The sequence below is a fragment of the Nocardia sp. NPDC051570 genome (assembly GCF_044454005.1).
Classification (GTDB): domain Bacteria; phylum Actinomycetota; class Actinomycetes; order Mycobacteriales; family Mycobacteriaceae; genus Nocardia.
Genome location: NZ_JBITDI010000006.1, coordinates 207,464 through 228,797, shown reverse-complemented (window position 1 = coordinate 228,797; position 21,334 = coordinate 207,464). Strand labels below are relative to the sequence as shown.

Sequence of the window (21,334 nt, the reverse complement as noted above, 5' to 3'; positions counted from 1 at the left end):
GACATGTGAAGTGCCGCCGTTTCAGGCGGAAGTGTATGGAATCCCGGGTGTCGTGCGCCACGGTTCCGCCGTACCGGCAACCCGCCGGATCGACCCCCCGCTCTCCGCGGATCGAAGTCGACCAGCAACTTTCTGGCAAAATGGACATCGGTGCCGCGCTGTTCCCTCGCGCTCCGGAGGGGACGCGAGGGACGCCGGTGCCGAATTCGCTCGGCATTCACTCCGTCGAGAGCGCCTGGGTCGGATACGCCGCACGCAGCCGCTCGTAGGCCGCGCGCTCCGCGCCGAGATGATCGAGACCCAGCAGCGCCGCGCCCAAAACCGGTGGGGCGACGACGATTCGGGGTTCGGCCAGGGGTGCCGCCACCGCGAGCCGGGCCGTCACGTTATCGATCAGCAGCGGCTGCCGGGCCGCCAGCACACCGCCGCCCAGCACGACCGGCGTCGGCTCGTCGAGCAGCCGTAACCGCCGCAGCGCGACGACCGCCAGACGGGTGATCTCGTCGGCCTGGCGATCGATCAGCCGCAGCGCCGTCGCATCGCCCTCCTGCGCGGTGGCGAACAGCACCTGGGCGATCTCGTGCAGCCGCTGTCTGGGCAAGTGCCCCAAGTGAATCGCCTCGGCGACCGCATTGGCCCCGGCCATCCCGAAGTGCCGGCCGATCGCCGCCGACAGCGCGGTCGGGCCGCCCCGCCCGTCCTCGGCCCGCGCCGCATGCCACATGGCCTCGGCGGCCAACCCGCTCCCGCCGCCCCAATCGCCGGTGAGCATGCCCAGGGCGGGGAAGCGGGCGGTCCGGCCGTCGGGCAGCAGTCCGACGCAGTTGATTCCGGCGCCGCAGACCACCGCGACGCCGCGCGGGCTGTCGGTGCCCGTCCGCAACAGCCCGAAGGTGTCGTTGCTCACCGCGGCGCTCAGACCCCACGGCCGCGCGGCGACGGCCGCGTGCAGGCGCTGCTCCTCCACGGGCAGATCGATATTGGCCATACAGGCGCTGACCCGGGTGGTGAGCGTCCGGTCCGGCCGCAGTCCGGCCTGTTCGGCGACCGCGTCGATCAGCGGCGCGAGCTTCTCGACCGCGCGATCCGGACCGTCGCGGTGGGGTTCGAAACCGTCGCCGCGCGCCGAGCCGAGGACCGTTCCGTCCAGGGCGACCAGCGCCACATCGGTTTTGCTGTTACCGCCGTCGACGGCGAGGACGCCGCGTACCTGCTCGTTCACGCCCAGCCCAGATATGCGCGATTGTGGGCGATCAGGCGATCGGCGAGCGGTTCGGCCGTATCCCACTGGCCGATCAGCGGATGGGCGAGCAGCGCCTCGACCACCCGCTCCCGGCCGCCCTCGAGCGCGGCTCGCAGCGCGAGGTGTTCATAGGCGGCCACATGGGACATCAGGCCCGCATAGAGCGGTTCCACCGGGCGCTGCGGCAATGGCCAGACGCCGTCGGCGTCGATATGGGCGGGCACCTCGATCACCGCATCGTCGGGGAGGAACGGCAGAATGCCGTCGTTACGGGTGTCGACCACCTGGGTGTCGGTGCCCTCGCCGGTGCCGAGCAGATCGGCCAGCAGTTGGACGGCGGCCTCGGAATAGTAAGCGCCGCCGCGCTTTTCGAGCAGTGCGGGCTTGGTGTTCAGCGTCGGATCGGCATACAGGTCCAGCAGCTGCCGTTCGATCTCGCTCACCTCGGCGGCGCGCGAGCCGGTGGCCCGCTGCTCCTCCACGACGGTGTCGTGCTGATAGAAGTACCGCAGATAATAGGACGGCACCACGCCCAGGCGCCGCAGCAGCGAATGCGGCAGATGCACCTCTTCGGCGATCGCCTCGCCGAAATCGGCCAGCAGTTTGGGCAGGACCTCCTGTCCGGTCGATGCGCCCGGATGGTCGAGCAGTGTCACGCCGCGCTCCCAGCTGAGGTGATTGAGGCCGACATGATCGAGCCGGATCAGCCGCGGGTCGACACCGAGGTGCCCGGCGAACCGGCGCTGCAGGCCGATCGCGACATTGCACAGCCCGACGGCCTGATGACCCTCGTTGAGCAGTGCGCGGGTCACGATGCCGACCGGGTTGGTGAAGTCGATGATCCAGGCCTTGGGGCTGACCCGCCGGATCTGCTCGGCGATATCGAGCACCACGGGTACGGTGCGCAGCGCCTTGGCCAGACCGCCCGCGCCGGTGGTCTCCTGGCCGATACAGCCGCATTCCAGCGGCCAGGTCTCATCCTCGGCGCGCACGGCCTGCCCGCCCACGCGCAGCTGCAGCAGCACCGCGTCGGCGTCTCGAACCCCGTGTGCCACATCGTCTGTCGTGATGACCTTGGCGCCGTGGTCGTAGCGGTCGAAGATCCGCCGCGCCATCCCCGCGATCAGCTCGAGCCGCTCGGCCGCGGGATCGATCAGGACGAGCTCATCGATCGGGAGCACATCGCGCAGGCGCGCGAAGCCGTCGATGAGTTCGGGTGTGTATGTGGAGCCGCCGCCGACGACGGCCAGTTTGATTGCGGACATCAGCCTTTGACCCCTGTGAGTGTGACGCCTTCGATGAAGGCCTTCTGAGCGAAGAAGAACAGAATGATCACCGGAGCCATCACCAGCACGGTCGCGGCCATGGTGAGGTTCCAGTTGGTGTGGTGGGCGCCCTTGAACGATTCGAGCCCGTAGCTCAGCGTCCAGGCCGCCGGATTCTCGCTGGCGTAGATCTGCGGGCCGAAGTAGTCGTTCCAGCAGTAGAAGAACTGGAACAGCGCGACCGCCGCGATGGCGGGTTTGGCCATCGGCAGCACTACCTGCAGCAGGATCCGCGGATGACCGCAGCCGTCGATGCGGGCCGCCTCCAGATATTCGTCCGGAATGGTCAACAGGAACTGCCGCAGCAGGAAGATCGAGAACGCGTCGCCGAAGGCCATCGGGATGATCAGCGGCCACAGCGAGCCGGTGAGGTGAAACTGCTTGGCCCACACCAGATACATCGGGATCACGGTCACCTGCGGTGGCAGCATCATCATCGACACCACCCCCATCAGCGCCAGATTGCGGCCCCGGAACCGGAACTTGGCCAGCGCGTAGGCGACCGGGATGCTGGACAGCAGCGTCAGTGCCGTGCCCGCGCACGCGTACACCAGGGTGTTGCGCCACCAGGTGAGGAAGCCGGGGGTGCGCCAGACCTTCAGGTAGTTGTCCCAATGCCAGTGCGCGGGCCACAGATTCGAGGTCAGCGCCTGCTGATCCGACATCACCGAGGTGAGGAAGACGAACACGAACGGCAGGATGAACGCGCATGCGGCGGCGATCGCCAGCGAGTGCACGGCCACCCAGTTCAAAACCGTTGTGCGCCGGGTGGTTCGGGCTGGCATCGGGTCGAGCGCGATGGGTATCGGCGGGGCGGAAGTCACGGTCATCGCTCAGTCCTCCTGCAGGAAGCCGGATTTGCGGCGCAGCAGCAGCGCGGTGCAGGCCATCGACAGGGTGAACAGGATCACCGCGACCACGCACGCCGAACCGGTGTCGAAGCGCTGGAAGCCGAGGTTGTAGATCAGCTGCGGCAGCGTCCAGGTGGAGCCGTGCGGATAGCCCGGCTCGAATTGCTCACCGGCGCCGGCGATCTTGCCGCTGGCGACCTTTCCGGCGACGATCGCCTGGGTGTAGTACTGCATGGTCTGGATCACGCCGGTCACCACCGCGAACAGCACGATCGGCATGATGTTGGGCAGCGTGATGTAGCGGAACCGCTGCAGCGGCCCCGCGCCGTCGAGGCGCGCGGCCTCGTACTGTTCGCGCGGCACATCCAGTAGCGACGCCATGAAGATGACCATCAGATCGCCCACGCCCCACAGCGCCAGCATGGTCAGCGCGGGTTTGGACCAGGCCGGATCGTTGAACCAACCCGGTTGCGGCAGGCCGAGATCGGCGAGCAGATGATCGACCGGCCCGGTACCGGGATTCAACAGGAATGCGAAGGCCATGGTGGCCGCCACCGGCGGGGCCAGATACGGCAGATAGAACACCGTGCGGAAGAAGCCGAGCCCGGTCTTGATCTTGGTGACCAGCAGTCCGATGCCGAGCCCGAAGATCACCCGCAGCGAGACCATCACCAGCACCAGCCACAGCGTGTTGCGCAGGCCCTGCCAGAAGAACGGATACTTGTTCAGGACGTAGTCCCAGTTCCGCAGGCCGGTGAAGGTCGGCGCGGCGAACCCGTCGTAGTGCATGAACGAGAAGTAGACCGTCGAGGCCAGCGGGTAGGCGAAGAATGCGGTGAAGCCGATCAGCCAGGGCGACAGGAACGCCACGGTGCGAAAGGTGTTGCGCCTGCGTCTGGATGCGGCCGAACCGCGGTATGTCCGGTCCATCACTTCGCCTGGGCGATCGCCTCGTCGATCTCCTTGGCCGTGGCGACCAGGCCCGCGGGCAGATCGGGCTGTTTACCGGCCTCGAAGTCGTAGCCGAGGTTCTTCATCGACAGCTGGTAGGCGCCGCCGTTGACGCTGGCCGGGGTGGTCGAGGAGTTCGGGTTGCGCGCGATGTCGACGAAGGTGCGGAAGGCGGGATCGGCGGTGAGTCTGGGGGAGGCCAGGGCGTCATTGGTGCTGGGTACGTTGTGGATGGCGTTGGCGAAGTTCACCACCGCGTCGGTGTCGGTGGTCAGGTACTTCACCAATTGCCAAGCGGCGGTTTGCTTTCGGCTGGACTTGGTGATGCCGATGATGGTGCCGGACAGATAGCCGCGGCCGTAGCTGGCGGCCTGGTCGTCCGGCACCGGGAACGGTGCTGTGGCCCAGTCGAATCCGACCTTGTCGTCGGCGAGGGACTGGGTGCGCCATTCGCCGTCCAGGGACATGGCCACCTGTCCGGTCTCGAACGGGTTCTTGGCGCTGTACTCGTCGCCGAAGCCGGTGCGGTACTTCTCCAGCCGGTCGAATCCGCCGAGCTTGGCGATCAGATCCTTCTGCCAGGTGTACATCGCGGCGACCTTGGGGTCGGTGGCGATGTTCGACTTGCCGTTCTGGTCGAAATACGTTGCGCCGTACTGGGCGAGGTAGTGCTCGGGAGTGGTTTCGTAGCCGTGGTAGGTCGGCAGGAAACCGAGCTGTTTATAGCCCTCGCCGTCGGGCTGGGTCAGCTTGACCGCGTCGGCCTCGAATTCGCCGAATGTCTTGGGCGGGGCGGTGATTCCGGCCGCGGCGAAGGCCGTCTTGTTGTAGAAGAGGCCGTAGGCGTCGCCGAGTAGTGGCAGCGCGCACTGATCGCCCTCGAATCGGCTGTACTGGCGCATCGACGCCGGGAAGGTCGCGGCCGGATCGATGCCGTCCTTGTTCAGGAACGGCGCGAGGTCGACCCAGACGCCCGCCGAGCAGAACTTGCCGACGTTGTCGGTGCTGAAGGAGGAGGCCACATCCGGTGCGTCCGGGCCGCCCGCGCGCAGCGCCTGTTCGATCTTGTCGTCGGAGATGTTGCCGACCAGTTTCACGTGGATGTTGGGGTGCAGTTTCTCGAAGGCGGCCACATTGTCGGTGATGGCCTTGACCTCGTTGTCCTGACTCCAACCGTGCCAGAAGGTGATGTCGACGTTCTTACCCGCGTCGGAGCCGTCGTCACCGCCGCCGGAAGTGGTTCCGGTACAGGCGGTGACGAGCAGGGCGAGGGTGGCGGTCGCGGTGGCGGCGGCGAGGGCGCGAAGCGCTGTACTCATGGGTGAAACTCCTGGAGATCAATGGGTCGAGAAGACGGCTTCCCTCGTGGAGGCCAGGGCGCGCTGCAGCGCGCCGTACAGCACGGTCGAGCCCGGGACGGTGCTGCCGCGCACCTCGGTTCGCGCGAATGTCAGTTCCGCCAACGCGTCCTGGACCAGGGCCCGCAGCCGCTCGCCCCCGGCGCATGGGACCGCACCGGCCAGGATCACCAGCTCCGGATCGACCACCGCGACGATCGAGGCGAGTCCCAGCGCCAACCGGTCGGCGAATTCGGTCAGGAAGGCGTCGCCCGCGCCGGGCGTCTCGAGGGCCTCGGTCACCGCGGTGGCCGCCGTGGGCGCGGACAGCCCATGACTGCGCGCGAGCGCGGAAACCGCTGGGGCCCCGGCCAATTGCTGGAAGCCGCCGGAATTCTTGCGGCGCACATCGTGGACGATCGGTACGCCGGGCAGCGGCATATAGCCGACCTCGCCCGCGCCCCCGTGGAAGCCGCGATGCAGCCGGCCCCCGATCACGATCGCCGCGCCGACACCGGCGGCGGTCCACAGCAGCACGAAATCCTCGCAGCCGCGCGCCGCGCCGTGGGTCTGTTCGGCGATGGCCGCGAGATTGACGTCGTTCTCGATCGAGACCGTCGCGCCGATCGCGGCCCGCAGCTCGGCGATCAGCCGGTGGGAGTGCCAGCCGGGGAGGTGGGTGGCATAGCGGAGCGTGCCGGTGGTTGGATCCATCGCCCCGCCGAGGCCGATCACCACCTCGCGCACCGCATCCGGGTCGAGTCCGGCCAGGCCGACCGTCTCGGCGACCGCCTCGGCCACCCGCGCGATGGTGGTGGCCGCGGACCATCCCTTCGTCCGAACCTGGTGTTCGGCCAGCGTCGCACCGGTGATATCCGCGACCGCGATCCGAACCTCGGTATTGGTCACATCGACGCCCGCGACGTATCCGGCCGCCGGATTCACCTGGTACAGCTGGGCATTCGGGCCCGGACCACCGGCCGCGGTGGTCCCGACCGGAACAACCAGCCCGGCGGCCTCGAGTCGCAGGAGCAGCTGGGAGGCGGTCGGCTTGGACAATCCCGTCAGCGTCCCGATCTGTGTGCGCGAGAGCGGGCCGTTGGCCAGCAACAGTTCCAGCGCGGCCCGATCGTTGATGGCCCGCAACAGGCTCGGCGTCCCGGCGAGGGTGTGTCGCATGTCGGCCACGTGCCCTCTCTCCCGGCGGTGACGACGGTGAACTGTTAGGAAAGTTTCCTTATGTGGTGTGGAGACTTTAGGCCCGGGTGACATCGGTGTCAATGGCCTTGTGTCAACCGTGCTTTCACACCACCGGGTCCACAATGGCGCCGGTTCGGATGCGGTGTGCGGCGGTGGGTCCTACCATCGGTGTCTTGTGGACGACGGCAGCGGGGGTAGACGTTTTGTCCTGCGCGGGTGGGCCTTTGGGGCGGTGACGACCGTATCCGTGGCGTTGCTGCTGGCGGAGGTGGGCATTGCCGCCAGTGGCGTGCTGGGATGGTCGGGCTCGATGGCCCTGAACAAGGGATGGGAGCTGGCGGCCGCGGTGGTGGCGCTGCTGGCGTGGGTGCGCTCGGCGATGCGTTCGGGTCCGCGGCGGCAGTGGCGGTGGTGGATGGCCGGTGCGATGGCATGTTTCGTGATCGGGCTGGCGGCCTGGAGCTGGGGACAGGTGATCGCCGGCGTGCCGCTGCCCACCGAGACGCTCGGACCCGCGGGATTTCTGTTGACCGCGGTGCTCGCCTTGCTCGCGGTGATCGTGCGGGCGTCGGCGACGGGCGTCGAATACGGTGCGCCGCTGCGGATTCGGAGACGCCGGATCGTGCGCGTGCTGGACCTGGCCATCATCTTCAGCTCGATGGTGCTGTTCGGGTGGGTGACGCTGGGCCGGGAACTGTCGGTGAGCTGGGCCGCGTCGGGTCCTATCGTGTCGCTGCTGGTGGCCCATCCGCTGGCCTATCTGGTGCTCGTCGGGGCCACCGTGGTGCTGGCGCGGATTCGACCCGGTGTGCGCGAGGCGCCGATCCTGTTCATCGCGCTCGCGGCCACCTCCTATGTGGTGTCGAGCACCCTGTTCGCGCGTTTCGTCGATGGTGGAGGCACGCGGGTTCCGCCCGCGCTCGAGGCCGGGTTCATGGCCTGTCCGGTGCTGTTCTTCCTGGCGGCCGTGGCGCCCGACAATCCCGGTCCGGCAACGGATATCGAGGAGCGGCACCGCGCGGTCGATTTGGCGCATCTGGTGGTGCCCTATCTGCCGCTGATCGCCACCGGCATCTTCCTCGCCGCCGAGCTGGCGGTCGGGGTCACGCTGAGCCCGTTCCAGGAGGCGCTGTCGCTGGCGCTACTGGGACTGGTGATCTGCCGGCAGGTCGTGACGCTGGCGGAGAACGATCGGCTGCTGCGCGAGGTGAAACATCAAGCGCTGCACGATCCTCTGACCGGATTGGCCAACCGCACCCTGTTCCTCTACCACCTGGATCGGCTGGTGGCGCTGCACGCCGATACCCGCTCTCCGGTGGTGGTGGCCTTCTGCGATGTCGACGATTTCAAGACGGTCAACGACAAGTTCGGGCATACGACGGGCGATATCGTCCTGCGGGGTGTCGCGGAACGCCTGCGGCACTGCGCCGGTAGCGAGGGTGTCGTGGCCCGCCTCGGCGGCGACGAATTCGCCGTCGCGATCCGGGAGACGCAGGGGCACAGCGATATCGAACCGCGCCTGCGGGCCACCCTCGCCCAGCCGTATCTCGTCGATGGCAGATCGCTGACGGTCGGCACCAGTGTGGGGATCACCGCGCTGTCCGATACCGAACAGATCACCGATACCGATCAACTGCTGCAACTGGCCGATACCGCCATGTACCGAGCGAAGCAACGGAAGAACAAGGAGCATGTCTGATGGATACGACGACCACCGCTGCGCGGATCATCGACACACTGAAGTTGGAGCCATTGGCGGTCTGCCACGGGTACTTTCGCGAGACCTGGCGTGATTCCCATTCCACGGTGATCTATTGGCTGTTGCCCGCCGAGCATTTCGCCGGGCTGCATGCCACGGCATATCCCGAGGTGTTCACCTATCACTCCGGCGCGCCCTTGGCGATGACCCTGCTCGACGGCGACGGCCGGCCCGTCCGTCATATCCTGGGCCCCGATCTCGATGCGGGGCAACGGCCGCATCTGGTGGTGCCCGCCGGTGTGTGGCAGGCGGCGCATACCCTCGGTGATCACACCCTCAGCAGCGTCGTCGTCGCGCCGCCGTTCACCCCGGAGGCGGCCACTGTCGGTGATCCGGATGCGCTGGCCCGGCACTATCCCGAGTATGCCGAGGAGATTCGCGGACTCTGCGCCGATGGTCGTCTGCCCTGAGATGAATCGAAGGCCGGACTCGATATATCGAGTCCGGCCTCTCATTTCTCGCTGCGATCAGCTGTGGGAGCCGCTGCCGGTATCGAGAATCTTCAGAAGCTTCAGCAGGTCGATGATGATCGATGTCGACCCGCTACTCACCGAGCCGCTGCTGCTTCCGGTGCTGCCCACCGGGGTGGCGGCTGCCGAGACGCCCGCGCCGGCCATGACGATCCCCGCAACGGCGGCACAGGTCACGCCGTATACGCGCAATTTCCTCATTCGGAACACATTCCTCTTCGAATCGAATTCCCAAGGCTCGGCGACAGCGCGTGCCGCCGGGCCAGCTGGTGAGCGGCTGGTTGCCCCCCACGCGGGATTTATAGCACTCGGTCGGACATTTCGGCGTGATGCGAGTAGGGGTTTTCCGGGCGGCCGGGTAACCGAGCAATAACACATCTTCCAGGTGGAAGGGGTGAATTCCAGGGCGTTTGCGCAGTGGTGGACCCTGGCGGAATGCCCGAAGTGTCCGGCCAGCCAGCTTCCGGCATCCTCGGAAACATTGTTAGCGTTGTCAACGAATTGGGATATCACCCAATGCGTTCCGTCGCGAGGTTGGGATTTGTCACCGTCATGGGGATTCGGGTTGTGCCGTGCGCCGAGACACTCAAACTTCCCGTTGAGCGTGTGCCCATCGCGTCGAGCGCGCGGCAAGGGGTCCGATCCGGTGGTTCGGATGTGCTCTCGATGGGATGGGTCGACGGAAGGGTCGTTCCGGAGCTGTGCATAGAGCACAAGAGTTCAGCTTATCACTTTTAATTCTAGCTGGAAATACATGCCGCAAAGTACCACTATCCCGGGGGAGAGAAAACTCTTCAGTATATCCGACCCGACGGTCGCTATCCATCCCGTTCGAATCGGTTCGATAACGCGAAAAGCTGGCATTCTGGCGATTGCCCCGATGGAGCTATTGCCCGTAGCTTTTAATCGGCAGTCCAGTTCGATTCACTGTCGAATTGCTTATTGGATTCACTCTCATATCCCCTCGGAGGAGTGCGTAATGTCAAACAAACTGTTCTTTGCGCGGGCTGCGTTGATCGCGGCGAGCTGTGCCGTGGCCTCGTTCACCGTCGGCGGTCCGGCGCAGGCCGCGCCGCATGCCCCCGCCGGCTCGACCTCGGTCAGTCCCGCCGGAGCGTCCGTCACGGCGGCCAGCCAGGGCGCGCAGGTCCTCAAGGCCGGATCGGTGACCGTCACCTGCCAGAGCCTCAGCGCGCAGGGCTCAGTCCCGGCGGCGCCGGGCAACCAGAACCCGAGCGGCCCGATCTCGGTGCAGATCTCGGCGCCGACCTTCAGTAACTGCACGACCGATCTGGCCGGTGTCGACGCCACGGTGACCACCAGCGGTACCTGGGCCGTGACCGTGCAGAACGGCTCGCCGATCATCGGCAACCTGACGGTTCCGCAGGGCGGCATGGTCATCCAGACCAGCGGCCTGGCCTCGTGCACCACCGTGGTCGCCCCGGACGGCCCGGCCACGCTCGCCGGAACCTTCACCAACGGCAACCCGTCGACGGTGACCGCCACCAACGCCTCTGCCCCGGTCAAGACCACCGGCGGCTTCGGCTGCCCGACGGATGCCACGACGGGCACGCTCACGGGCACCTCCGCGCTGAACAACGTCACCGACCCGACGCAGCCGATCACCGTCGGCGCGTAGGAGTAGATCGTATTCGCCACCGCGCTGCGTCGACTTTCAGTCGGCGCAGCGCTCTCCTTTTCGGGGCGATCGATCGTTGTTTATGATTGTAGATCAGCTGAATTCGAAAAGCATACCGCTGGCGAAATCGATCAGTGCGCCAATGTGTGGAGCTCGATCTGTCGAGCTGTCCAGGGCATCGATGGCCCGGCGGAATCGGTCGCGCCCATATTCTATCGCGTCGGCGAGCGCTCCCGACTGCACGATCAATTCTCGGGCCGCCGTCAGATCGGCCGAAGACATATCCCGAGTGAGCAATTCGCGAATCTGGGGCCGACGGGAAATGGTGAGGATGGTCGGCAGCGTGTACACGCCCTCCCTCATATCATTGCCTGCGGGTTTACCCAGTTCTTCGGATGACCTGACCAGATCGAGGACGTCGTCATGGATTTGGAATGCGATTCCGAATTCCAGCCCGAAGGTCCCCAGGGCTGCCACGATACTATCGGGGGCGCCGACCAGAATCGAGCCCACGCGGCACGCGGTCGACAACAGTGTGGCGGTCTTTCCGGTGATGGCCTCGAGATATCGCTCCACCGTGCGACCTCGATCGAACAGGTCCGCGGTCTCGGTCATTTGACCGCTGGAGAGCGCCAACAATGTCTTGGCGAGTACTCGGCGGGGTTCGCGAGCGAAAGAGTAGGACAGATCGGCCGCGGTGGAAAGGTGATAGTCACCCGAGAGAATCGCCATGGTGTTTCCCCAGCGCATATGGACGCTGGGCCGACCACGCCGACTGTCCGCCTCGTCCATGACATCGTCGTGCACCATTGTGCCGATATGGACATGCTCACCCGCGACGGCGGCATCTATGACCTCGTCGGTCACCGGCCGGGTGGGATCCGCTCCGATATATGCGGCCATGAGCGTCAGTGTCGGCCGGACCAGCTTGGGCACGTCATCGACCAGATGAGCAATGATTTCCGTCAGATCGGGTCGACCAGGAATTGTGCAGGTTGCCGTCAGTCGCCTTTGCACCCGTTCGATATCGGACGTCAAACACGGCAACGCATCAATACAGAGTTCCGTCATTGATCTCCCTCCGCCCTGTGGTGGTGATTCCAACAGGGCATTCGTCACGCTCAGCCGCGGGGATGGGCCACCGCGGAAACCACCAGTTCCAGCGACCCATGATCTGCATCAATGCGGGCACCAGAACGAGCCGGATCAGCGTCGCATCGATGATCAGCGCCGCGGCGATGGCAAATCCGAATTCCCGGAGCGCGTCGAGCCGTGATATCAGCAGACTGCCGTATCCGACCGCGAGGATCACCGCGGCCAGTGAGATGGGCCGGGCCGTACTCCGCAGGCCCGCCACGACCGAGCCGCGGTTGTCCGCGGTGATCAGGTATTCCTCTTGAATCCGGCGTACCAGGAACAGTTCGTAGTCGGTGGACAATCCGAACAACAGCACGAAAACGATCAACGGTACTTGCGGCCAGATCACACCGCTTCCGGTGTGCTGGAACACCAGCACCGTGAGCCCGTACGCCGCGCCGGTGGCCAGAAGATTCATCGCCAGCGCCTTCAGGGGTAGAAGCAGACTGCGCAGCACCATGACCAGCACGGTGAACATCAACATCAACACCAGACCCACCACCCACCACAGCTTCGCCGAGACCTCCCCGAGGATGTCGGTCGCAACGCCGCTCGGCCCGCCGACGAGGACCTCGGCGCCGGGCGGTGCCGCCGTCGGCGCGATGTCGGTCCGAATTCGCCGCACCCACTGGGCAATCGGCGGCGAGTCGATGGGCTGATTCGGCACGACGAGAAGGACGGACATGCCGTCGCCGACGTCGATGGTGGCGACGGCGACAGTCTCCGGGTCCGCTCGAAGGGCGGCCTCCAACGGCCGAATGTCGCCGATCGCCTCAGCGGGCTGTTGCACCAGAACGAGGGCAAGACCTGATCCGCCGGGAACGTCTCGCGCCCCGAGGGTGAGTCCGGTGAGGTATGTGGTGCCGGCCAGCGCGCGTCGCTCGAGGTCGAGACCCAATGACATATCGGCCGCCGGGATCGCCGCACACAGCAGCCCGGCAGTGATCGCGACGGCATACGGCCAGGGATGCCGCATCAGATGTTCCGACCAACGGGCCAGCCGTCCGGGCCGCGCGTTCTCGTTGCCGGACTGTGGCTCTCGCGGAGTCCGTCGCTCGAGCCGATCGGTCACCGAGAGGAGAACGGCCGGTAACAGCGTGACCGAGGCCATCGAGGCGACCACGATCGCGACCATGGTTCCGACCGCGATCTGCGTGAACACATGCCAGCGCAAGACGAACAGGCTCGAACACGCCAACACCAGGATCAGCCCGGAGTACAGCACGGTACGTCCCGTGGTGGCGATCGCGGTGCCGATGGCGTGTTCCGGTTCGACTCCGGCCGCCAACTCCTCCCGATAGCGATTCATCACGAACAGGGCGTAGTCGATGCCGACTCCCAGGCCGATGGCGTTGACCCCGACCAGGAGCATGCCGTCCACGGTGAGCACCCCGGTCGACAGGGCGAGCACTCCCAGCGTCGTCACCGTCGACGCGCCCGCGATGATCATGGGAACCAAGGCCGCCATGGGTCTGCGCAGCCCCCACCACAGCACCGCGATCGCGAGCGGTACCGCGATCAGCTCGATGCGCATCAGATCGGTGATCGCGAACTGTTGGAACAGGTGGCCGAATGCGGATACTCCGATCACATATCCGCGCACGCTCCCGTCGGTCGCGGTCCGGGCCGCCTGATCGAAGGCGGTCTGCAATGCGGGCGATTGTTCCTGCCGGTGCCGATCGTCGCCGGACAATCCCACGAAGAGATAGGCCGTGTGCTCGTCATGGAACAACGGACGTAGCGGTTCGAGACTGTCGCCCAAGGGCAGTGGACGGTCGGGATCACCCGCCACCGGTAGCAGCAGCACCCCCGAGACGCTGTCGCTGTTCGCCAATGCCCTCGAACCGGCGTCGATCGCCGCTCGGAAGGCCGGATCCGTGGTCCGGCGCACCGGCGAGTGCAGTACCGCGATCGCCTGTTCCGCGCCGAGCGTCGGTAGCTGATCGGCCAGAATCCGGCTCACCCGTTGCGATTCCGAGCCCGAGACGTCCAGCGCCGGAGCCGTGACCGAGCTGAGCAGATGCGGCAGGCCGATCAACCCCGCCGTCACCGCGATCAGCCAGCCCGCGAACACTCGGTGCCGATACCGGGCCATCGTCATCGCGAGGCGTGACAAACAGTTACCGCGCACGTCGCCCTTCGACCTCCACTCGTCCGACAGAACGTATTCGTCGCGGGTGCGGCGGCGGATTGATCGAGGGCCGTATGCGGTAGAACCGGACGGTGACTGTTACCGACGGTAGCGACGGTGTCAGCCCGATAGCGGCAACAGTTCCCGCACTCGCAAGAGTCGCACAGGCGGATACCAGTTCACCCGATATGGTGTCGGCATGAGCGAAAGGAAACCTTCATTTGGCGATGACCTTTCGACCGTCATTGCGATCGTTACGACCGAGCATTTCGCCTTGCAGGGTACCCAAGCGAGTATCACCTCGGAAGCTGTGGGCCGGGCGAGCATGTATCTGACCACCCTCTCGATGGCCATGGTCGCATTGAGCTTCGCCGGACAGGCGACCCACTATCAAGGCGATTTCCTCGTATTCAGCACGGTGACATTGGTGGCCCTGTTTTTCTTGGGACTCGTCACCTTCGAGAGGACGCTGCAAATATCAATCGACGATCATCAGGCGGCCCGGCGGGCAAATCGAATCCGCCAGCTCTACCTGGAGCTGGCACCCGGCCTATCCCGATATCTCGCACCACCCGCTGCCGACAATGAAATCTCCACAATTCTGTATGCCGCTGGAATCAAATCCAACCAAACTCAGCTATTGCTGACCATCGCGGGCATGGTCAGCGTCGTAAACAGCATCGTCGCAGGCGTCCTGGTCGGCGCATTGGCTTTCCATGTCACCTCCCGTCCCAGCCCGCTCGCGGTCGGACTGGGAGTCGTCACATTCACCGCCTCGGTCCTGATCCACCAACGGGTTCAGCTTCGCAAACGCCTGAACGCAACCAATCCGTTGGCACTGTCCGACGACCTCGACGAAGATCAGAGTATCTAGCGCCGTTATCGTTTCTCGAAGATTTGCAGCCATGGAATGAATGTAACGATGTGCGAGGATTCGAGAGTGGCGAGATGGGTTGCCGCGGTGGCAGTTTCGGATGCGCCGAGGTCGCGGTAGATGTCGACGGCTCGGCGTAGGTGGATGGTGGTGTGGTCGCCGAGGGCGGCCAGGCAGTGGGCGATGCCCTCCGCGGCGCGGGCTTGTTCGAGTCGGCCGCCGATGTCGGTGGCCACGGTGGACGCCTCGGTGAACAGCGCCAATGCCTTTCCCGGCCCGCCGGTCCGCAGCAGTACCTTAGCGCTGTTGTTCGCAATACTCGTTCCAGTTCGGTCGAGTCCGCCGCTCGTACCGCCTGTGCCCACAGGTACACGCTGTCGGGACGACGGTGCGACGGCTGGCCGAGGTATAGCAGCCGAATACCGCGTCCACCCGCTCCTGCCCGATGAGCCGTTCGGCCTCGGCGGCGAAAGTCGGCCAGTCCGAACGCCCGTCGACGATGATCGGCTCTACCCGACGGCCCAGCAGCCCGCCCGCGGCGTTGATCTCCTCGACGGCCAGCAGGGTCGTCCGATTGATCGGGCGCTCGGAAATAGCCACCGAACTGGTGAGGGAATGCCGACCCGGATGGGTTCGACCGGTGCGCCGTGCACCGCACGATCTCCGGCGAGCCCGGCGACCACGATCAGCATGAGTGCCGCGGCCAAGACATGAATCATCGGCGCGGCCGGGCGGGAGTTTCGTGACAGGACATGGCCCATCTGCGGTCTCCGGGTAGCCACCCCGGCTATCCGGCCGGGGTGATCACCGGTTCGTTATCGCGGTGCGTGAGCGAATGCCACTGGTAGCGCCTGTAGTCCGTGTTCTCGGAAGGATGCTCGCCAGCGGAGTTGATCACGAGGGACCGCCAACCGCATCTCCGGGAACCGGTGGAGAAGGCTGCCGATGGCGATGCGTGCTTCGAGCCGTGCGAGCGGCGCGCCGAGGCAGTAGTGCACCCCGTGGCCGAAGGTGAGATGGGGATTGTCTTCCCGCTCGAGGTCCAGAGAGTCCGGGTTGTCGAACCGATGTGGGTCGCGATTGGCGGAGGCCTTGCCGAGTAGGACGGTGTCGCCGGCCGGGATGGTGACACCGCCGATCATGATGTCCTCGGTGGGGAAGCGTCTGATGGCGAATTGGTTTGGGTGTGCGTAGCGCAGAAGCTCCTCGACTGCGGTAGCACTCACGTCGGGAGCGGAACGTAGCGTGGCGAGCTGTTCCGGGTGATCGAGTAGCGCCAATATAGAGTTCCCGATCAGGTGGACAGACGTCTCGTAGCCCGCCAAGAAGATGAGGAATGCCAGGGAGACGAGCTCGTCCTCGCTCAGTCGGTCGTCGGTACCACGTACCGCGATCAGATCGGACACGAAGTCGTCGGTGAGGGTGGTGCGTTTGTCGGCGATCAGGTCGATGAAGAACCGCTCGAGGTTGACGACGGCCTCCTTCGCCTGGTTCGGCTGCGCCGGATCAGGGGCCAGGAGGGCGTCGGTCCATGCGCGGAACCGATCGCGATCGCCAGTGGAGATGCCGAGGAGGTCGCCGATCACGGTGAGTGGCAATGGGATCGCGAATTCGGCGAGCAGGTCCGCTTGTTCACGGCCTGCTATCCGGTCGAGCAGGCGATCGGTTTCGGCCTGAACCTTGCCGCTGAGGCTGTCGACGCGGCGGCGGGTGAAGGCATGGGAGACCAACCGCCGTAGGCGGGTGTGGTCGGGTGGGTCGATATTCAGCAGGTTGGCGTCGAGTGCCGGCGGGAGAGAGAAGCCGGTGTAGCCGTTGGTCGCCGACCGCTTGTCGATCGACAGTCGAGGGTCGGTGTGCAGGCGACGGATATCTGATTCTCGCGTTACCAACCACGCCGACGCCCCGGCGGGGAGCAAGACTCGTTGTACGGGGCCCGCGTCGCGAAGTGCGCGGTGCACGGGATGCGGGTCGGCGAGGTAGGTCTCATCGAACGGTGCGATGGGTGAGGTCAAGGTGATACTCCGAGAGGGTTGAAGCGTGCGGGGTGTGGACCATTTCGACGGCCGATGGGTAATGCCTTGGCGACCATCGTCAACCAATCCAGCTCACCATCGAGGCTTCCATCCGTCTGGTTGGGTTGCTCGATATGGTCCATCGCCTTGCGGGTCCACCCCGCCAACCGCGACACCCCCCCGCGCCGACAACGGCACCGTGGCCGAAACCTGGCTGATCGCCGAATGGCCCGCAGGCACAACCGAAATCGTAACCTGCCTACTATGCCATATCTTCTTGATTGCGTGCCGGTTCCGATCGTCCCCTCCACGATCGGAACCCGCACCACACAGCAACAAGGCTGACTGCCCGGTCGACCCTCGTTCGACCGAAGGTGTTCCTTCTGCGCCTCGCAAGACAGTCAACGTTGAGCCTGATGGGAGACAGCGTCCCCTTGCGCGTCTCCTATCGAGACCCCTACGTTGAACCAGGCGTCCGACAACTGCTGTGTACTCGACAGTCTCCGGTCTTCACGCCAGTAGAGGGCACGACACGATCAAAGCACCGAACATCACTGTGCGCAACTAGCATGTGACCTACCGTCCCACGGGACCCACACGAGTTAAGGCGTTGCTACCCTGCGGGGGCGGTCTAGCCATAAGGAGGTGTACTGATGGATAAGTCTCGGGGAGAGCTGGCGACCCTGGCTGGTCGGCTCAACTATCTTTTTGACACTGTTCACCCGCCCAATCGTGGCCCTTACAGCAACGACGAGGTCGCTGATGCAATCAGTCAACAAGGTGGCGCGACGATCTCAGCTACCTATCTGTGGCTGTTGCGTAAAGGCCAGCGAGATAATCCGACGATGAAGCATGTCGAAGCCCTTGCCGAGTTTTTTGGCGTGCCTCCTGCCTATTTCTTCGGAGACAACAACACCGTGATGCGAGTAGCCGGCGACCTACATCTGCTGCACGCGCTCAAAGACATCGGTGCGCAGCAGGTGGCGCTACGCGCAAACGGTATGTCGCCAAGCAGTATCAGTTCAATTCTTGAAGTAATGGAACGAGTTCGCGAGCTCGAAGGACTTCCTTCGAAACTATTGAGTGATGACCCCGAGTAAACCAGGGGTAGGCAGCGCATGATCATCACAACGTGGACTGGCCTTGACGATATGAGCTTTGGAGATACGGTGGAGGGAAAACGGCTACGCCGACGCTGTGAGAAGCTTGTTCAAAGTCTCGATATTCCGGCGCCTTTTTCGGTCGAAGACCTGTGTCGTAGCCTCAGTCGCCGTCGGAACCGTCCCATAAATTTGCTTCCTCTGATGTTGTCGAAAGATGGACCGTGCGGGCTCTGGGTCTCAGTAGAAAACGCTGATTACATTGTTTATCAGCAACAAACTACTCGGCTGCATCAGGAGCATATCATCGCGCACGAAATCGGCCATATTCTGTGCGAACACAAATCCGCCCCCACTTTCAGTCAAGACCTCTCTCGGGTTCTGCTACCCAACCTGGATCCAAAGATAGTTCAGAAAGTACTGGGGCGTACCCAATACAGCTCATTGGAAGAACGAGAAGCAGAAATGATTGCATCCTTCATCCTCTTGAGAATCGCTTCTATGCCTGCGGTTATAGACCGCTCCTCGGAACCAGAGGCTGTAGCGCGGATATCGAGATCCCTGGGGCGCCGATAATTGACCGCCTCCTGGAGGTTTTGTGATCGAGTTTAAGAACGTTGTTTTTCCGATATGTGCAGCGCTGTGTTACCTGGCGGCGCTCTATAAGCTTCGTGATCTACAGGTTCATCGCGGTAGAAACGACACGGCTTCCTGGACCCTCTTATCTGTCTTTGTCAGCAAAGCTTTGGGGTACACGCTCGCTGTGCCACGTGTCGCCAAGTTGGTTGACGATTATTCTGGAGTCCCCAATCTGGGGGCACTGCTGATCCACTTGTTCGAGGGGATTTTCTTCAGCGGAGCAGTGCTGATAACTCTCGTACTCTGGGTGTACGAGCCGAAGCAAGCGCGCAGGATCGCTCGCCACCGGCTTCTGGTCATCGGTCTCGTTGCCGCCGCCATGGTAGGCCTATGGCTGATCGCCTTCGATAGCAATCGGCCACGGTCCCCGCATTACATCATCCAGGAGGCCCACAGACCTGAGGTCGCTGTTTATTCTCTGATCTATGTGGGCGCGCTGTTGATCGCTTCAACGGAAATTATTCGTCTGGCTCTCACGTTTTCTCGGCGTGCATCCGATCGGTGGATACGTTCGGGACTTCGCCTCATGGGCGCCGGATCCGCAGTGTATCTGATCAACATCTTTGATCGAGGAAGTGCTGTTTTTCTCGTAATGTTGGATTTCAATCCACTCCAATGGGAGTTGATTGTTCCGATCGGCGCCTTGACCGGAACTATCCTTACAGTGGTCGGCTTGACGATCCCCTCGTGGGGCCCCTCGATCGAACAAGCCTACGATTGGCTGATCAGCGTCCGAGCGCATCACAGGCTGTACCCGCTATGGCGCGCCCTGGTTGACACCACTCCAGGAATTGCCCTCACCGCCCCCCAGCGTAGGGTTGCAGACAGTTTCAATGTGACTGATATTCGGTACCGCTTATACCGTCGGGTAATCGAAATTCAGGACGGGCTTCTAGCACTTCAACTTCCCACTGCGCTCAATCAATCCACCCCTCGTTACCGTGCCCTGCTGGCCGCATGTGGGCAAAGGCTGTCCAAGCTTGATGCCGATGGTCCTGCCGATTCGGAAGAAAATAGCGATACCCGGCTACGACATAGCGACATTCGCAACCTGATCACACTGACAGATGACTATCTCATGGCGCTCCGACGCCTACCGGGAAACTCCACAGAGAAATCCTGAGGCGCTATTCCAACCCGGCATGACAAAAATGGAGTCCTACGTGCAAGAAGTAATGAACTGGGCACTACGTGCGGAGCGCCTATTTGATGGGAATTCCAAACATTCAGGCTTTCCGGTCGTATACCTCAGAGGTCAGCAGATCCTCAGTGTGGATTTCTCTGGGGCGCATCCCGCCTCGTCCGTACCATTGGTCGATCTCGGCTCGAGCACGTTGATGCCAGGAATGATTGATACACATACGCACCTGGCATTTGATCCACACCAAAAAAATAAGACAAGCTTGGCGCATGCGCAGGGCGGGTTGGTAGACCTCATGCGAACCCACGCTAACCAAGCCCTCCAGGCCGGGATTACCACTGTTCGAGACCTGGGCGACAAGGACTATCTATCTCTACAACTCCGCGATGACTACCGGCAGGGGCGCGGTCCAGAGGTGCTGGCGGCGGGACCTCCCATCACTCCGCGCCAAGGTCATTGCTGGTTTCTGGGCGGGGAAAGCCAGGGAACATCTGGCATCCGCGCCGCGATAGCTGAACGTGCTCGTCGCGGCGTTGACGTCGTCAAGATTATGGCTACCGGAGGCGTTATCACACCGGGATGGGGACCGCACGAATCGCAGTATTCCCTCGCTGAACTCAAAACCGCAGTCGATGCAGCCCACGACGCGGGAATGAAAATCACCGCCCACGCCCACGGACCACAGGGAATCGCCGATGCGGTCGCAGCGGGTGTGGACGGCGTGGAACACGCCTCGTTCTACACCGAGAACGATTGCGTCCCCGACTGGAACACTGTCGAGTTACTGGCACAGAAACAGATCTACATTGGCGCCACAGAGGCGTGGCTTCCCCCGGAAACCTCGCTGGAAACAGCCGATACTCGACGTCTGGACAAACGAACCACCGTCTACGCCCGAATGCACCAAGAGGGCGTACCCGTGCTGTGCTGTTCAGACGGTGGCGTTCACCCACGCAAAACTCACAGCTGTCTAGCGCACGGCATAATCCACTTCGGCAGCCAACTGGGATTCAGTAATACCGAGGCCCTAGCGGTCGCGACCAGCCGCGCAGCCCAAGCATGCGGGGTAGGGGACCGTAAAGGCCTGATAGCCCCCGGGTACGACGCCGACATTATCTCCATCAATGGAGACCCGATGGCCCGATTGTCGGACCTACTCGATGTCAACGCAGTAATCTGCGCAGGACGCATCATCTCAAACCGCTCCCACGCGTAATCCGGACAACGGCCGTGTGGGTCCGGAGTGCCCCGATGCGCGGCCTGCCCGGTTTCGTCGCAGTGGGCGCAGCAGCGTGCGCGGTACCGATGCCCTGGTGCCGGTGGTCGGGGAGCACCGCCAAGTGGCACAGGTACCAGTGCGGCGAAGCGTGCGGGTGGCGGCGATCGAAGTCCCGGCGGATGTGGAGGAATTGCTGGTCGCGGGGGGGGGGGGGGGGGGGGGGGGGGGGGGGGGGGGGGGGGGGGGGGGGGGGGGGGGGGGGTAATGCACGGCCAGGTGGGGCGGGGTGCGGGCCGGGGCACC

19 protein-coding genes and 1 pseudogene are annotated in these 21,334 nt (G+C 64.1%); 7 read left to right on the top strand and 13 right to left on the bottom strand.

The window, feature by feature from the left end; all coding sequences use genetic code 11:
• Positions 1-217: 217 nt before the first annotated feature.
• From ACIA76_RS17225 to ACIA76_RS17200, 6 genes are read right to left on the bottom strand one after another with little or no spacing between them, the layout of a single operon-like run.
• A complete protein-coding gene (locus tag ACIA76_RS17225) occupies positions 218-1,222 on the bottom strand; it encodes an N-acetylglucosamine kinase (protein ID WP_397152784.1) in 1,005 nt (334 codons plus the stop codon).
• Positions 1,219-2,508 carry a 6-phospho-beta-glucosidase gene (locus tag ACIA76_RS17220; RefSeq protein WP_397152783.1) on the bottom strand — a complete coding sequence of 430 codons (1,290 nt, stop codon included), beginning with the start codon at positions 2,506-2,508 and terminating at the stop codon, positions 1,219-1,221. The genes ACIA76_RS17225 and ACIA76_RS17220 overlap by 4 nt, the downstream gene beginning before the upstream one ends.
• Positions 2,508-3,398 (bottom strand): carbohydrate ABC transporter permease, encoded by an 891-nt coding sequence (locus tag ACIA76_RS17215; protein WP_397152782.1) that lies wholly within the window; start codon positions 3,396-3,398, stop codon positions 2,508-2,510. Before ACIA76_RS17215 ends, ACIA76_RS17220 begins: the two co-directional genes overlap by 1 nt.
• A 3-nt stretch (positions 3,399-3,401) precedes the next feature.
• The gene (locus ACIA76_RS17210) at positions 3,402-4,289 is read right to left on the bottom strand and encodes a carbohydrate ABC transporter permease (protein WP_397152781.1); all 888 of its coding nucleotides are present in this window, start codon (positions 4,287-4,289) and stop codon (positions 3,402-3,404) included.
• Positions 4,290-4,348: 59 nt separating this feature from the next.
• Positions 4,349-5,689, bottom strand: a complete 1,341-nt coding sequence (locus ACIA76_RS17205; protein WP_397152780.1) for an extracellular solute-binding protein — start codon at positions 5,687-5,689, stop codon at positions 4,349-4,351.
• Between the two features lie 18 nt (positions 5,690-5,707).
• Complete coding sequence (locus tag ACIA76_RS17200; RefSeq protein ID WP_397153062.1) at positions 5,708-6,886, bottom strand: ROK family transcriptional regulator; 1,179 nt, start codon at positions 6,884-6,886, stop codon at positions 5,708-5,710.
• A gap of 253 nt (positions 6,887-7,139) precedes the next feature.
• On the opposite strand from ACIA76_RS17200, the gene ACIA76_RS17195 reads away from it, so the two are divergent.
• Entirely contained in the window at positions 7,140-8,606 is a 1,467-nt protein-coding gene (locus ACIA76_RS17195) for a diguanylate cyclase domain-containing protein (RefSeq protein WP_397152779.1), read from the top strand.
• A complete protein-coding gene (locus ACIA76_RS17190) occupies positions 8,606-9,076 on the top strand; it encodes a cupin domain-containing protein (RefSeq protein ID WP_397152778.1) in 471 nt (156 codons plus the stop codon). The genes ACIA76_RS17195 and ACIA76_RS17190 overlap by 1 nt, the downstream gene beginning before the upstream one ends.
• Positions 9,077-9,133: 57 nt before the next feature.
• Here ACIA76_RS17190 and ACIA76_RS17185 read toward each other — a convergent pair whose 3' ends face one another.
• The gene (locus tag ACIA76_RS17185) at positions 9,134-9,337 is read right to left on the bottom strand and encodes a hypothetical protein (protein ID WP_397152777.1); all 204 of its coding nucleotides are present in this window, start codon (positions 9,335-9,337) and stop codon (positions 9,134-9,136) included.
• 778 nt (positions 9,338-10,115) lie between these two features.
• Between ACIA76_RS17185 and ACIA76_RS17180 the strand changes: the two genes are divergently transcribed.
• Entirely contained in the window at positions 10,116-10,775 is a 660-nt protein-coding gene (locus ACIA76_RS17180; protein ID WP_397152776.1) for a hypothetical protein, read from the top strand.
• 93 nt (positions 10,776-10,868) lie between these two features.
• On the opposite strand, the gene ACIA76_RS17175 is transcribed toward ACIA76_RS17180, so the two are convergent.
• Complete coding sequence (locus ACIA76_RS17175; protein WP_397152775.1) at positions 10,869-11,894, bottom strand: polyprenyl synthetase family protein; 1,026 nt, start codon at positions 11,892-11,894, stop codon at positions 10,869-10,871.
• Positions 11,827-14,013: an MMPL family transporter gene (locus ACIA76_RS17170; RefSeq protein WP_397152774.1), complete on the bottom strand. Its 2,187-nt coding sequence runs from the start codon at positions 14,011-14,013 to the stop codon at positions 11,827-11,829. The genes ACIA76_RS17175 and ACIA76_RS17170 overlap by 68 nt, the downstream gene beginning before the upstream one ends.
• Before the next feature lie 229 nt (positions 14,014-14,242).
• On the opposite strand from ACIA76_RS17170, the gene ACIA76_RS17165 reads away from it, so the two are divergent.
• Positions 14,243-14,917: a hypothetical protein gene (locus ACIA76_RS17165; RefSeq protein ID WP_397152773.1), complete on the top strand. Its 675-nt coding sequence runs from the start codon at positions 14,243-14,245 to the stop codon at positions 14,915-14,917.
• A 5-nt stretch (positions 14,918-14,922) separates the two neighbouring features.
• Here the strand turns inward: ACIA76_RS17165 and ACIA76_RS17160 are convergent, their stop codons facing one another.
• The 3 genes and pseudogenes from ACIA76_RS17160 to ACIA76_RS17150 all read right to left on the bottom strand — a co-directional run bounded on the left by ACIA76_RS17160 (position 14,923) and on the right by ACIA76_RS17150 (position 16,932).
• Positions 14,923-15,180, bottom strand: coding sequence for a hypothetical protein (locus tag ACIA76_RS17160; RefSeq protein WP_397152772.1), 258 nt, complete (start codon positions 15,178-15,180; stop codon positions 14,923-14,925).
• A 34-nt stretch (positions 15,181-15,214) separates the two neighbouring features.
• Positions 15,215-15,523 (bottom strand): annotated as a pseudogene (locus tag ACIA76_RS17155) (transporter substrate-binding protein); the annotation flags it as partial.
• A gap of 209 nt (positions 15,524-15,732) precedes the next feature.
• The gene (locus tag ACIA76_RS17150) at positions 15,733-16,932 is read right to left on the bottom strand and encodes a cytochrome P450 (protein WP_397152771.1); all 1,200 of its coding nucleotides are present in this window, start codon (positions 16,930-16,932) and stop codon (positions 15,733-15,735) included.
• 653 nt (positions 16,933-17,585) lie between these two features.
• Here ACIA76_RS17150 and ACIA76_RS17145 point away from each other — a divergent pair.
• The 3 genes from ACIA76_RS17145 to ACIA76_RS17135 all read left to right on the top strand — a co-directional run bounded on the left by ACIA76_RS17145 (position 17,586) and on the right by ACIA76_RS17135 (position 21,028).
• Positions 17,586-18,032 carry an XRE family transcriptional regulator gene (locus ACIA76_RS17145; RefSeq protein WP_397152770.1) on the top strand — a complete coding sequence of 149 codons (447 nt, stop codon included), beginning with the start codon at positions 17,586-17,588 and terminating at the stop codon, positions 18,030-18,032.
• 598 nt (positions 18,033-18,630) lie between these two features.
• Complete coding sequence (locus tag ACIA76_RS17140; protein WP_397152769.1) at positions 18,631-19,794, top strand: MAB_1171c family putative transporter; 1,164 nt, start codon at positions 18,631-18,633, stop codon at positions 19,792-19,794.
• 19 nt (positions 19,795-19,813) lie between these two features.
• The gene (locus ACIA76_RS17135; RefSeq protein ID WP_397152768.1) at positions 19,814-21,028 is read left to right on the top strand and encodes an amidohydrolase family protein; all 1,215 of its coding nucleotides are present in this window, start codon (positions 19,814-19,816) and stop codon (positions 21,026-21,028) included.
• On the opposite strand, the gene ACIA76_RS17130 is transcribed toward ACIA76_RS17135, so the two are convergent.
• Positions 21,003-21,212, bottom strand: a complete 210-nt coding sequence (locus tag ACIA76_RS17130) for a GNAT family N-acetyltransferase (protein WP_397153061.1) — start codon at positions 21,210-21,212, stop codon at positions 21,003-21,005. The two genes, ACIA76_RS17135 and ACIA76_RS17130, sit on opposite strands and share 26 nt — an antisense overlap.
• Positions 21,213-21,334 lie beyond the last annotated feature (122 nt).